Annotated in this window: 10 protein-coding genes; all 10 read right to left on the bottom strand. The window is 39.4% G+C overall.

Features of this window, described 5'->3' with window-relative positions:
- Window positions 1-314: glycosyltransferase family 2 protein (locus tag HXY43_RS21555; protein ID WP_290887482.1), on the bottom strand; the 314-nt coding region annotated here is incomplete at its 3' end.
- A 51-nt stretch (window positions 315-365) separates the two neighbouring features.
- A complete protein-coding gene (locus tag HXY43_RS21550) occupies window positions 366-1,364 on the bottom strand; it encodes a glycosyltransferase family 2 protein (RefSeq protein ID WP_290887478.1) in 999 nt (332 codons plus the stop codon).
- Between the two features lie 91 nt (window positions 1,365-1,455).
- Complete coding sequence (locus HXY43_RS21545) at window positions 1,456-2,397, bottom strand: glycosyltransferase (protein WP_290887475.1); 942 nt, start codon at window positions 2,395-2,397, stop codon at window positions 1,456-1,458.
- Between the two features lie 88 nt (window positions 2,398-2,485).
- Window positions 2,486-3,625, bottom strand: coding sequence for a glycosyltransferase (locus HXY43_RS21540; RefSeq protein WP_290887473.1), 1,140 nt, complete (start codon window positions 3,623-3,625; stop codon window positions 2,486-2,488).
- A 128-nt stretch (window positions 3,626-3,753) separates the two neighbouring features.
- Window positions 3,754-5,595, bottom strand: a complete 1,842-nt coding sequence (gene hepA / locus HXY43_RS21535) for a heterocyst formation ABC transporter subunit HepA (RefSeq protein ID WP_290887494.1) — start codon at window positions 5,593-5,595, stop codon at window positions 3,754-3,756.
- Between the two features lie 252 nt (window positions 5,596-5,847).
- Window positions 5,848-6,666 (bottom strand): heterocyst development glycosyltransferase HepC, encoded by an 819-nt coding sequence (gene hepC, locus HXY43_RS21530; RefSeq protein ID WP_290887470.1) that lies wholly within the window; start codon window positions 6,664-6,666, stop codon window positions 5,848-5,850.
- Between the two features lie 504 nt (window positions 6,667-7,170).
- Window positions 7,171-7,302 (bottom strand): hypothetical protein, encoded by a 132-nt coding sequence (locus HXY43_RS21525; RefSeq protein WP_290887467.1) that lies wholly within the window; start codon window positions 7,300-7,302, stop codon window positions 7,171-7,173.
- Between the two features lie 510 nt (window positions 7,303-7,812).
- Window positions 7,813-10,044, bottom strand: coding sequence for a polysaccharide biosynthesis tyrosine autokinase (locus HXY43_RS21520; protein WP_026734476.1), 2,232 nt, complete (start codon window positions 10,042-10,044; stop codon window positions 7,813-7,815).
- A 24-nt stretch (window positions 10,045-10,068) separates the two neighbouring features.
- Window positions 10,069-11,169 carry a glycosyltransferase gene (locus HXY43_RS21515; RefSeq protein WP_026734475.1) on the bottom strand — a complete coding sequence of 367 codons (1,101 nt, stop codon included), beginning with the start codon at window positions 11,167-11,169 and terminating at the stop codon, window positions 10,069-10,071.
- A 902-nt stretch (window positions 11,170-12,071) separates the two neighbouring features.
- Window positions 12,072-13,328 carry a glycosyltransferase gene (locus HXY43_RS21510; RefSeq protein ID WP_367161495.1) on the bottom strand — a complete coding sequence of 419 codons (1,257 nt, stop codon included), beginning with the start codon at window positions 13,326-13,328 and terminating at the stop codon, window positions 12,072-12,074.
- Window positions 13,329-13,900 lie beyond the last annotated feature (572 nt).

Raw genomic sequence — 13,900 nt, 5'->3', positions numbered from 1 at the left:
TAGGCAAAAACTGTCTCCAAAAAAGTTTCGCCTAAAACAGCATCATCGTCGAGAAAGAGTACATGAGAACCAGTTACAGCCTTTAAAGCATTATTCCTATTAGCCCCTAGACCTTGTCTAGGTCCAGGTAAATATTTCACACTTGGATAATGCGAATAGATAAGGGCTTCGGTATCACTGTTAGTACTGTCATCTGATACGATTGTTTCATGGATTGGATAGGTTGATTGCTCAAGAGAATCTAACGCTTTTTTTAAATTCTCTGGTCTATTTCTTGTACAAATACAAATAGCAACCGTGAATTTTTCAGACATACTTTTCTATAAGAATTTGCAAGTGATACCTACAATTAATTTTTTTGACAATTAGAAACGACGTGCAAATGATGATGGAGTAAAACTTAAAACCAGTGCTGCAATTGCCCGCAAACTAAACTTTCTTTGCAAAGAACGCCAGAAATAAGGACGCGCTTGCTTGGTTTGTGCAGATCGCATTAAGCCGACTCCTAGGTTAGTACTTACTTTTGCCCATTGCTGTTGAAAATAGGGTTTAAATTCCTTGAGTCTTTCATCTTCCATAAAACGCTCGAAGCAGAACATATCCGCTTGAGCTTTGCGGATTTTTGCTTGGTAGTTTTGTCTACCACTCATCATTGTTTCCGTTTGATCATGTCTGCGATATCTAGTTAATTTTTCAGGACAATAGTAAGCACCCATTCCAGTACAGCAACAAAGGTAGGTCAAGTAAATATCCCACGAGCCACCCACTTCCTCCGGAATTTTATCCCAATCTATAGCCTCTGTGCGAATTACAGCCGCCATTGCTGTAGCTATTGCTTGATCCACTAAACCAATTTTGTAAAAAGGTTGGTAAATGCCCTCTTGAAGATTAGTCCGTTTAAATAGCTCTGAACAATGTTCTGTAATGGCATCATTGATTGTACCATCAGCATCAATGACATAATGGTCACAAAAAGCCAAAACCAAATTAGGATTAGCTTCTAGGGGAGGAATAAGCTTTTCTAAAAAGTTTTCTTCCCACATGTCATCATCAAGCAGGGTAGCAATATATTTCCCGCGTGCCATTTTGAAGGCTTTCATGGTATTTGCGAACATTCCTAAATTCGTCTCATTGCGTGAAAAGCGAATTCGCGGATCATTAAAAGACTCCACCAGTGCTTGTGGGTTTTCCGGACTACAATTATCAGAAACAATAATTTCTATATTTTTATAGGTTTGTCGAACAGCAGTTTGCAAAGCTTGTTGCAAGTAGTCTGGACGATTGTAAGTGGGAGTGATAACACTGACTAAAGGCTCTTGAGAATTAGTGTGTAAAGTTTTTTGTAATTCAGTGGATACAACCATAGACTTGAATTAGTTTCTAAGGTATGGAAAATTTTTACATTAACAGGTATATATTGAGATAAAGACTTAATTTGGAATAACAAAAAATTAGCTATATTCTGTTCAAACTACGTCTTTCTAACCAAAGTTTAACCACAGTGTTTAACTTTGAAGGTAATTTCGTCTCCCACGGATTTTGCAATGCTAAAAGACTAAGTAAGACCAAACTTGTTCTGTTACCTAATTTGTATTTGAGCAGTTGATAAGGCCAATGACCTGCAAGATTAACTTCTCGATCAATACCTAAATCTTTCAGTTTACTATTCAGCATCTTGGCACGGAATTCATGGTCTTGCAATATACGCATATCCCGGGTATCTTTCTGCGCTCCACTAGAGTTACTCCAATTATTGGAGCCATGAGTACGATACTGAGATAAAACTCTATCTATGCCTACTACCTCTCCCAAAAACGGAGCTAAATCAGCCAGGTAAGAATCTGCACAAATTCGGTATTCTGCTTCTGGGATGTTCATAACTTTGCACAGAAAATCTCTACTGAAACTCAGTGCTGTAGAAGGTGGAAAGGGCCACCAACCTCCTGTTCTTGCTACTTGACTGGAAATATCTCCTTTTATAGGTTTGTAAGGTGGCCAGGGTACACTGATGATTTTGCCTACTGTATCAATATTTTCTACTTTATGGTAAACGACCGCAGCCTTGGGATAGGTATTGAAAGCTTCAACTACCTTTTCGACTTTTTGAGGCAACCATACATCGTCTGAATCTAAAAAACAAATTATCTTACCTTGGCTGACAGCAAATCCTGCATTGAAAGCCGAGGCTTGCCCACCATTTTCTTTATATATAGGAATGATTTTATCTTCGTAGCCAGCAATGATTTCCCGCGAGTGATCTGTGGAACCATCGTCTACTACAATTATTTCTGTGTTGGGATACGTTTGATTAAGAGCGCTATTGAGCGCATCTTTTATATACAGAGCATAATTGTAGTTATTAATTAAAATAGTCACCAAAGGTTGCTCTATATTCATGATCGATCTATTTCTCCCCAAATAATTTTGCGTTTTAGTAAAGATTCCAGCATATTAGTTATGCTCCATTGATTTAAGATTAGAAATCTCAAAAAGTGTAACAAGTTTGAATTAGTTTAATATAGTCTGGGCGTAATTTCTCCCAACTGAAGCGATTGTAAACACTTTGATGACGACGAATGCGCTTAGATGAGTCGTGAGATTCTGCTAAAGCTTGGGGTACTAAACCTGCTAAACTACCCTGATTATTAAAATCTGCATAATATCCTTCTTTTCCTACTACAAAGCGAGCAACTTCATAATCGTGCGCCATACATGGTAAACCATAAGACATTGCTTCTGCAAAAACTCGTCCGAAGCCTTCGTGTAGAGAGGCTAGTACAAAAGCATCGGCAATTTTGTAGTAATTTGGCATTTCCTGATGAGGAACAGTTCTAATCTGGAAATTTTCAGTTCCAAGTAGTTCGTTGGCAAGTTTAAAAATTTCCGGTGATTCCTCGGTTTTTTGCCCTAACATGAGAAGATAGGGACGCGGTTCGGGTAAAGCAGCTATTTCACGAATGAGGTAATCCATACGCTTGTGAGCTTTACCAATGGCTCCTACTGAGAGAATCAAAGGTCGCTGTTCGGGTAATTCCAGCTTACGCCGCAAAGCTTGTCGTTGTTCTGGTCTCAATATCTCTACCTTGAATAGCATTTTGAATCCATTGGGAAGCAAGGTTTGCTTTTGGGCTGGCAATCCTACATCCAAAGCAGCTTGCAAATGAGTAGGTGCTAATTGATGCACATAATTCCAGCGAAAGATATTATTAATTGTTGATGTTGGGCCTCCGTTGCGAAATAAAAGCTTATAGCTTTGTTTTGTCAAACGACGCCAATGCCAAAGTAAATCGCCTACACTTTCATCACTGAAGTAAATAACATCTGGTTTGCCAAAATAAATGTATGGCAATAGGCTAATGAAAAACGACAATTGTTCAGTGAAGTAAGGGTCTTTCCTTCTGTAAATTGTGCCGATAACAAATTGGCTAATTTGAGTTGTTAGCCATTTTTGCCGCGGTAAGTTCCATAAAGTAATCTCTTTTTTAGAGGGCTGTCCGCCACCTTTGAAAAGAGTGATGTCAAAGCAATTAGCTTCTGATAAAACATCGAAGCATTCCCGAGTAAAAGATTCATAGCCACGGTTGACTTGACCGAGTCCTGAGCATATTAGAAAAATTTTAATCATTTCATGTTTTTAAGTAAATTTACAACATAAGTAGATGCTCCTGTCAGCTTTGACGATTATAGTTTGGATTGATTACAATATCTTTCCTATAGCGAATCTTTAATGACTAAAGATCCTTGAGGACAGCTTTAATTTATCTGTCCCATTTCATGTTGCATTTGGTGATATTTCCAAAGCTTTCCACGTTGTTCTAGCAACTCTTGATATTGCCCTTGTTCTACAATCCGTCCCTGTTCAAGCACCACTACCTTGTCAGCTCTAATAATTGTTGATAAACGGTGGGCGATCGCAATTACGGTTCTACCCACAGATAGCTTTTCGATTGATTCCTGAATTAATCGCTCTGATACAGAATCTAAAGCACTGGTAGCTTCATCCAATATCAGTATTTCTGGATCGCGTAGCAAAGCACGAGCGATCGCGATCCGCTGTCTTTGTCCTCCAGATAACCGGACGCCGCGATCGCCTAATTGTGTATCAAAACCTTCAGGCATCTCTTCAATAAATTCCAGTGCATTTGCTAGTCGAGCTACTTCTCGAATTTGAGCCTCGCTTGCTCCTGATGTACCATAGGCAATATTGTTCCAAATAGAAGTATTAAAAATAAATGTATCTTGGCTGACTACAGCCATTCTGCGACGCAGTGAGTTAATTTCAAACTGTCGCAGGTCAACTCCATCAATTAAAACCTGTCCTTGTGTTGGATCGTAAAATCGAGTAATTAGATCCGCTAATGTTGTTTTACCAGCGCCAGAAGCTCCAACCAGCGCTGTCATTTTTCCCCGTTCAATTGTTAGTGTAATGTTTTGTAAAACCAAGCTACTGGGATCGTAGCCAAAATCCGCAGATACTATATCAATCGAGCGTTTGAAGCCGCTAAATAAAATATTGCCGTTGTAGAAGTATGTTTTATTGTCAGTTCTGAGAATTTCCTTAAGCTTTTCTAGCGAGCCTTTCAAAGTACTGAGATATGCTACTGTGCCGTTAATATCCTGAATATTCGGTACGAGGCGAACTAATACAAAGAAAAATGTCAGCAATGAAGCGACTGGCAGCGTTAATTTCGTAAACGAAATAACAATTAAACTGATCAGAACTGTAGTAGCTATACCTTCTGCTAAAGGTCTCACCAGCGTCCAAGCCATGACAACTTTGATGGAAGAGTTGAGTAAGTTATTACTGGCTTTGTAAAAACGCTGACGTTCAAATTCTTGTGTACCAAATGAGTGAATAGTACGAATACCGTTAATAAATTCTGTCGCTGTAGATGCAAAATTAGCGTTGGCATTGGAAATTCCAAAACTTGTTTCTCTAATCCGGGAATTTAGTGTTGATAATCCTACTGCTAATAGTGAAAATACCAGTACTGAAATAATTGAAAGTTCCCATGAAATCATAAACATCGCGAGCAAGTAGACACTGACTGTCATTGTTCGCGTAATTAAAAAACCAACACCACCAAATGCCTGTTTTAACCTCTCTATCTCCGTTGTCATTGTGTTAATGAGTTCGCCACCACGGCTTTTGGCAAAATAACTCAGTGGCAATGCTTGCAATTGCTCAAATATTTGCTTTCGCAGACGATCTGCAAGATTTAGTTGAGCAGAGTCAGTGTAAACTGCTGAAAAGTAGTTGAAGGTTGCACGCAACCAAGTGCTTACTAAGATTAAAATAGATATCAGATATAGAGGATTAATACCTGGTGTATTGGCAATCCAAGCATCCAACCAAGCAATACCTATCTTAGGTTGGGCATTAGGATTAGTTAAGCTCTGCAAAAAAGAAAGTAGAAAACCAATGCTAACACCTTCAAATGTTGCTGCTAGGAAAGAAAAAACAACAGCTAAAATTGCTATTTTGCGAAAGTGTTTAAATTCTTGTAAGATTAAATAGTTTTCCTGCCAGAAATTGGTAGTTTTGACTAAGCTCTTGATGAGATTACGGATTGGCTTGGAAACTCTGAGATGCATGGGTGTTTTTTCTAAGATCATCTTGACAAGGCAGAACAGAATGCTTGAGTTCTATGTACAAATTGATAGAGCAATATTACTATGCTTTTGCTTGCAAGCGTTGGCATTGCAAGCAGTCGCACATAGTATAGCTCTCATCAACTCATTTTTATGAGATTTGCTTTGGCAGTCCAAGCATAATAACTCTGTATAAATTGAGTAGTGAACCTGCCGCTGAAATTAAATTCACTACTTAATTAAGTCAGTTACAAGTTACAGAGCTTGGCTATCTAAAGGCAATAGTTGAGATTCTGCTTCTACTTGCCATGAATCAATAATCCCCGGCAGCTTATTCAGTTGTCCTTGCCTTTCTGAATTTAGTTGCACCGCTTCTGTCAATGTCAAGCAACGGGGTCCGCTCAAGCTCATTTCACCGCGCAGTACATTCAACAACAACGGCAGATTTTGAAATCCGTATCTCTGCATCCAACGCCCTAAAATCGTGATACCCTGTTCGTCTTCGCTAAGTTCCACATAACCCGCTTCCCGAACATTGAGGTGTGTTTTTTGGTCGATCGCAGTTGTGCGGAACTTGAACATTCTAAACAACCTACCCCGTTCTCCCACACGCCACTCCTGCTCCAAAATTTGTCCTGGAGAGTACAAGCGCATCAGCCACACTAATCCCAGCATGAGTGGACTCATTGCCACCAGAAACACTAAGGCAACTATCCAATCTACCATGCGCTTTAACTGCCTCAAGATTAAGCTTTGGGGTTTTCGCTTTTGTCCAGATGGTACACGCAAGTATATCGGCTTTGACGCTTTTTCGCAGGCATTAGCCCAAAAGTTTAATCTTGCTTCTCCTAACTTTGGGTCTATGCGAACTAAATTTACTGGCGAATGCTTTAAGCACTCCACTAAGGATTGTTCGTCATCTAACGATGCTATGTATGGCTGTTTAATTTGCCCAGCAGGTTTTACCAAAAGTTGATTCCGCCGCCACACAAGTGTGCAATATGAGTAGCGGTCTTTGTGTTGCTGGCCAGCAGTGTAGCGATCGTCTAAAGTTGAAATAATTGAGGTAGTCATAATGTATTGATACTTAAATATATAAGAAGGTAGATTGCTTACCTGATATCACTATTGAGCAAAAGAACTTGAACCGTACTTAATTTTTTACTAGACAAAATCTGGAATCAATCGAGTAGATAAAACAGGATTAATTACCTTATAGTCTTCTACACATCTTGTTTGTTAGTTTCCAGATTTTAGGAGATGAATATCTATAAATACTTAAAGGTATTTGTTAGCGCTTTGATTTATCTATAAATTTTCATTTCGGACTTTGAATTTTGATGACAATGTGCTTCAATAACTAGGATATAAGAATCCGTAAAAATAGCGGACGTAAAAATAGATTCTTTATTCACTCTTTAAATAGCTTGCGCCTTTCCTCAGCGATTATTAAGTTCTTATGAATCAGCTAAAAAGTGAAATTATGACAATTGCTTTTTAATAATTTTAAATTAGCGTTTAACACAATCTTAATTATTATTAGGACTTACGCACTGTACAAATAGATCATCATGTGTATTAACGAAATTTGGTTGTTTCAGGCTTTTTAGAATTACCCTTTGATGGTTGGCGATCGCTTAAAAGCGTCGAAAAACTAATCTCTAATGGCTGAAATTCATACCCCATGTTTGGTTTGGTATTTTCTGTCAATGCGTAAGTCCTAATTATGAATAATATAAAACGTGATGAAGCAAGAAAGCAGTTGTGCGCAGAATTAAAATTCTGCTGATTTCATGTTTTTATGTCATGTTTTCATGCTTACTTGATTTCAATATGGCTATTTACCTTTTATGCAAAATAAGCATAATATTTCCTAGAAGGCTGGAAATTCTTTCAGGAGTAGGAATTTTACTTATGTCTTCCGTAGTAGTAACCGAGGCGATCGCCTTTTTGAATTTCCTATACATGCTATGTTAAAATTTATACATTGTTTCTAAAATTGGATACAACTAAAAAATAAGTACATTGCACATACTATTTTAAATTAGTAATTTTGAAACTCTTATCAAAAAAATAACTAAGTTAGATTCTATTTATAGATTTTCTGCTTGCCAAACTTCAAACAGCCTGGATCAAGCAATTGGAGGGTAGTTAGGCGTATAAAAGCTTAACTGTGCTCCTAACCTACCCTAAGTTTGTAGCTAAGCGGGAAAAATCTGGTTATTTTTCCATAGCTTGTTGCAGTGCAAGTGTGTGTTGTTTTGCATAAGGTATGTAAGTGCTCTCAGAGTTTGATACTCCATTTGCCACAACACCAATCAGGTTTAACCGATTGAGCATGGCTGTAGCTTGTGCCAGTTGGGCTTTTGTCACCTTACCAATACTTGCTACCATTACGACACTACGACAAGATGATGCTGTAAGTAGGGCATCCACCAAACCTAGAACTGGAGGAGCATCTACAATTACCAAATCATAGTTCTCCTCAAATGCTGCCATCAATTCCTCCATTCGAGGAGAACTCAACAAATTGGCTGGGTCAGCTGGTGTTGGTCCGGCAGTTAAAATATCAATGTAGGATGAACCGGAAGATGGAATACTAATTTGGTTGGGTAGAGTAGACTCACTTACCAATAGAGTAGAAAGTCCCTGTTCGTTGGGAAGATTGAGTTGTTTGTGGAGGCTGGGGGCGCGCAAGTTAGCATCGATGAGCAGCACTCGTTTATGCAAACGAGCAGCACTCATTGCCAAACCCAATGCTAAACCTGATTTGCCATCGTCGGGTAATGCCGAAGTCACCATCAGAGATCTGAACGTGGAAACTGAATTCACAAGTTCAATATTTTTATAAATCAGATCCAGCGATTCCCAGCGTGGTGAAGATTGCAATACCTGAATTGTCCAAGGTGCAAGCACCTCTGGTTTACCGAAAGGTAACTTGAATACTGATTCTCTAGTTTTGGCTAGGGGTAACTTGGGGGTGGTTCCTAACACTGGTAAGGCAAGCTGCTTCTCTAGCTCAGCAGTGGTGTGAACGGAATCATCAGATGCATCACGAATAAAAGCGACAACAGCTCCCAACATCAATCCAACTACTGCACCCAACATGAGGTTTTGCTGGAGATTCGGGCCTAAAAAAGAACCTTCGCGCGGTTCTTCCACCATTTGCCAGTTAAACCCGCCTTTGGCGAGTTCCTGCCGTAATTCTTGTTCTGCTTTCAACAGTTGCTGCAACCTTTCACGATTAAGTTGAATTTGGGGTTGTAAGCGACCGTACTCAGCTAACTTCGCTGGGAAGCTTTTGAGTTCCTCACGCACTTGTTTTTCTTTCTCAACCAGAGTTTGGTCGCGAGCTGCTAAGGCTAGTAGATTTGTTTGTGTCTCTACTAACTGGCCAGCGAGATTCAGATCAATTTGACCAAACTGTCCTTGTTGGAGTGAGCTATCCCCTTGTTGAGCGCTAGCATCTCCAGATTGACCTCCTAAAGCACGTCCAGCTTCTTGTTGCAACAATGCTAATTGGCTTTGACGTTGCTCCAGTAGTTTTTGCACTTGGGGAGTTTCATCGGTGAAACGTAAACGTTCCTGTGCTAAGGCCAGTTCTGTTTTTTGGACTTCGTTGAGTAACGCCTGATAGCGAGAAGACTGACTCAGACGAGAAGCAACCAGAGCATTTTTTGGACTACGGTTCAGTTGTTGTTGCAAGTTAGCATAGCGGGCCCTTCCCTCCTCAAACTGAGAACGAGTTGTGCGTCTTTCTTGCAGAATATTATTTAAATTATCTTCTAGAGCTTTTGCCTGTGCCTCAGGATCGATTAAATTCTGGGCTCTGCGGAAGCGCTGCAAATTTGCTTCTGCGGCATTCAGTTCGGTAGTTACTTTGGTTATTTGTTCTCTTACAACTCTAAGACCTTTTTTTAAACGCTCATCCTGCTGTTCTCTGTTGTATTCCAAATAAACTTGTTGTAATACCTTTAAGACTCTTTGTGTTTTTTCTGGATCTGTATCGGTGAATTCTGCTTGGAAAATGTTAGTAGGATCATCTTCTTTTGTTTTTAATTGATTTAAAACTAAAGCAGCCTGGATTTGCTCCGCAGTAATGTCCGGATACTCAGGCTTGAGTTTATCAGCAGCTTTTTGCAGAAGTTTGGAACTCTGCATCAAGTTGAGTTGAGTGGCAGTATCTATCTTAACGCCAGAGTCGATAAACCTATTTTCTTCAGCGCCTCCCCCCTGTGGGTTGCTTTTATAGTTTGGTTCTATCAACAACTGCATTGAGCTTTTGTAAGTAGGTGGTGTTTTTTTCGTTATGGCGGCAGCAATGGCAATAGAAGCGATAAATACTACCAAAAACCAAGGAAATCGGCGGATTAAAACCGCGAATATTTGCCCATAACCCGGTTCTGTTTCAGTAACTGGATTTACATGGGGACTCAGACTAGATTGCATCACGTTTACTATTCCTCAGCTAATCAATTAAACGAGTGATGGATTTAAGTTACAAGTTTGGTTAATAACTTGTTCAACTTTACTAAAGAAGGCTTGTTCTGAGAAATTTGATACTGCATAATTACGAATATAATCGTAATTCCAAGCTATTTCCCTGGCTTCTAGTAGTGCAGATTGTATGGATTCGGGCGTTTGCCTCTTAAAAAAGACTCCAGTTCTACCAGGTACTTGAGTATCTAATACTCCACCTGCACCATAGGCAATCACTGGTGTTCCACTGGCATTGGCCTCTACTGGAACTAATCCGTAGTCCTCTAGGGCTGCTACTATAACTGACTTAGCTTTAGCAAATAACTGCGTGCGTTCGGCATCTGTGACGTGTCCTAAAAACTCTACATTGCTCAAGGCTTTAGATTGTAAGCGCTCCCGTTCTGGCCCATTTCCTGATATTAGTAGTCGCCACCCCAGCCAATTAAAAGCTTCGATTATTATATCAAGACGCTTGTAGCTGATCATCCGAGCGGAGGCGAGGTAGTAATCTTCTTTGGTATCTGCAAAAACGAACTTACTCGTATCTATAGGATAGTTAATAACAATGGCCTGCTTCGCGTAAGTCTGTTTGATGCGACGAGCTACAACACTGGAGTTGGCAATGTAAAGATCTGGTTCTTGTGCATATGTAAGATCCACCTTTCTCATGACTTGGAAGACTTGTTCGATGAGAGGAGCAAAATATCGATAGTCTCCGTACTCACGCAAATAGGTTTCTGTATCCCACAAAAAACGGGTGATATTGTGACAGAAGCAAATGTGCTTTGCTGAAGGTTTTTTTCGCACGGCCTTAGCAAAACTGGTGCTACTACTGATAATCAAATCGTAGTCTTGTAAATCCAAGGCCCGAAAGGCAGGAAAATAGAAAGGAGCCATGAGGCGAAAATGTTTAGCCGCACCAGGAATATTCTGTAAAAAGGTCGTGTTGACGATTCGCTCACCTAGATCGATAGTTTGCTCAGGGTCGTACACTGAGGTGTATATGTCTGCTTGAGGGTAGCGTTTGCAGAGTAATTCAAACACCCTTTCTGCGCCCCCTTTCTGGGTTAAGTAATCATGTACTAAAGCAATTTTCATAGTATTCCTTGTGAATTTACTCTATACAACAGCTACACCCACTGCTTAGCCATTTACCCATCGTTGTTTTTAATACAGTTTGTCGGCAGAGAAATCCTGAAATGGTTTTTAAGATTTAAAAAAGTAGCTGTAAGTGTCCGGATTTTGTAAAGTTTTGATGAATATTTACGATTTGTGAAAACCATTAGGCGATCGCACTTAATCATACGTGCGAACAAATTTCTTGCTCTGTTGAGCATAAATGGGTCGGCAACAAATCCTGCACGAACATCTGATACATCTCGGCGGGTCAGAAAAGGGTTTTTTGCTGATCTGGAGAATACAAATCAAATAAAGATTTGCCTATATAGATTCCGATTGACCATTGATTACACTTTTCGGGCACTCCTATCAGTGAGTTATTGAGTAACTTGGGCGGTGGTTTGTCGAGCAGCAACATCAACGGTTGTTTAATTAGCGCTTTTAAAGTCCTCATGTCGAAATTTTCCTTGAATTGAGGGAAAAAGTTTAGTATTATATGATGTTGTTTACGAAAACTTTAATTTGCTTTTATAAATTCGTAATGGGATATCCTGGCTTACACTGTATTTCTAAGGATATTCATGCACACCTGTGGATATACTTAACATTGCCTTGCATTCTTTTTGTAAATTTTTAGTTAAAATTGCGTATATTTTAGATAAGATATATCGTTAGAATGTGAATTTTGTATAGAGAATAGGCTTTGGATATCTCCGCTTGTGAATATTGAAATATTTCTTGCAGGCATAGAGACGAAGTAGAGACGCGTACGCCGCAGGCGTTCCCGCAGGGTAATTTCGCGTCTCTACTTCTGGATTCATATCTTTGATTCAGCAACGCCCGAACTTTCCTTAGTTAGGAAAACATACTGTTTAACAGCCTTATCCTTTTGCTAAAAGAGCAGGTTCTGGAACAGCAAGGTTTGCTTTGTGACTGTGAGATTTTTGAATTGTATCTATGGTATTTTTATAAACCTGAGCAAATCTTTCCCTTGTATGATTGGCTCTTGCAAACTCCCAAGAGTTTCTTGCCATCTGTTTTAGCTTTTGTGCAGGGAGGCTAGAAATCATTTGAATAGAACTCTTGATTTCTTCAATCGAGCATTCTTTGAAAATCACACCATAATCATCACTCACATCCACACTCGCTTCATAACTGACAAGTGGTATAAGACCTGCATGCATACAATTGATAACGCAACCACCACCACCTTCTGAACAGGAAGGATAGACAATACCAATACAACTATTAAGAATATTGATAAAATTCTGGCTGTCTAAATCAACCCATCCAACAGTATGAATATTAGGAGTTTGATAAAGTTCTTTGTAGAATTCTTTGACAAAATCCTCTTCTTTGTTGATTGGCCCACAAATAGTTAAATGATAGTCAGGCATTTGTGCAAAGGCATCTAAAAGCAAATCTAATCCTTTGTGAACTAGACCACCACTACCAAACCAGAGAAAATGCTTGCGACAAGCTTCAAAATCTTTTTCTTCTGGGCAAGGATAAGTTACTTGACTAGATATAGGAACACGATAGAGAGGTTTTTGAGTATATCTGTAGGTACTTAAAGTAAATTCATTACCCAGAACAATAGCACAGTCTGCATGTTCAATTGCTTTGTTAGGAGCCTCAAATCTACGAGGCATCAGAGTAACGCCCCGTCGTTGTTGTAGTGCCAGTATCCTGTTGGCTTCAGCGGCATTATGGAACAAAAGATGAGCTGTATCTGCATGGAATATTTTTATGCAATCTTTACTTAGGTATGGTGCGCTTCTTTGCAAATTCCAACGAGTTTCAATAAAAAATGCATAATCTTTTCGCGGAAGAAAGACGTCATTATCGAAACGAATCACATCTACACAATATCCCATTTCTAAAAAAGTCTTTGCCATTTGCAGGCATTCCCAATAGTGAGTGTGGGAAGTTGGAATAGGTTCACCTGGCTTTAATAGAAATGGTTTAAGAATATAGGAGATAAGTACATTACCTACGGCAGGACGATTTGGCTGGAGTGAAACTATTCTTCGTCTTTCCATGCGACCTTGTATTTTGCCTGCCAAAACAGTAATATTACTTGTTAAGCTCTTGATCAAGTTCATTTGTGCATACCCCTTATTGCCATGAATAATCAAAGTTTTTTGAAAACTTGATTGTTGAGTTCCTACTGACTGTAGCTGATGAAAGCTAAGACTGAAGATAGCGTAAATACAAATTTCATTATATTTACACAAATAAATATACAGGCTCCGCACTGAAAATTTCGGTAAGTAAGATCAGAAAAAACGAGTTATGACCAGGCGGTAAATTTACCGCCTGGTCAAGTCAGTTTTGGATGAATAAGGTTGGAGTGTTATATCAAGTTCTTTTAGTCACTTATAATAAAAAACCTCACCCCCATCCCCTCTCCTTGCCAAGGAGAGGGGTGCCAGAGGCGAGGTGAGGTTAAACGAGAATTATAAGTAATCATGCGAACTTGTTATTAATCTGTTTTACTAGTTTTAGCTAAAGGCCAAAACTTACTCATAGGCTAAATATACACATTGCAGAAGCTAGTGCAAGCTGCGCTCTGAGCTACTTAACTTAGAGTCTGCCACAAAGATTTTAACAGGCTAAGGGAGTTCGTAGTAAGTACTAAGCGTGCTTAAATGAGGGCTAAAGCCCACCCTTCGGGTAGGCGCGTAGCGACTTCTGCAAGTAGCCGCTC

Source organism: Fischerella sp., assembly GCF_013388695.1.
In the GTDB taxonomy this organism is placed as follows: Bacteria; Cyanobacteriota; Cyanobacteriia; order Cyanobacteriales; family Nostocaceae; genus PCC9605.
This window is presented reverse-complemented; position numbering and strand designations above follow the sequence as displayed.

What these genes read in the sequence shown, in the direction of transcription:
- HXY43_RS21545 (WP_290887475.1), bottom strand. Translation starts at nt 2,397, where the DNA reads ATGAATATAGAGCAACCTTTGGTGACTATTTTAATTAATAACTACAAT.
- hepA (WP_290887494.1), bottom strand. Translation starts at nt 5,595, where the DNA reads ATGCATCTCAGAGTTTCCAAGCCAATCCGTAATCTCATCAAGAGCTTA.
- HXY43_RS21515 (WP_026734475.1), bottom strand. Translation starts at nt 11,169, where the DNA reads ATGAAAATTGCTTTAGTACATGATTACTTAACCCAGAAAGGGGGCGCA.
- HXY43_RS21550 (WP_290887478.1), bottom strand. Translation starts at nt 1,364, where the DNA reads ATGGTTGTATCCACTGAATTACAAAAAACTTTACACACTAATTCTCAA.
- hepC (WP_290887470.1), bottom strand. Translation starts at nt 6,666, where the DNA reads ATGACTACCTCAATTATTTCAACTTTAGACGATCGCTACACTGCTGGC.
- HXY43_RS21540 (WP_290887473.1), bottom strand. Translation starts at nt 3,625, where the DNA reads ATGATTAAAATTTTTCTAATATGCTCAGGACTCGGTCAAGTCAACCGT.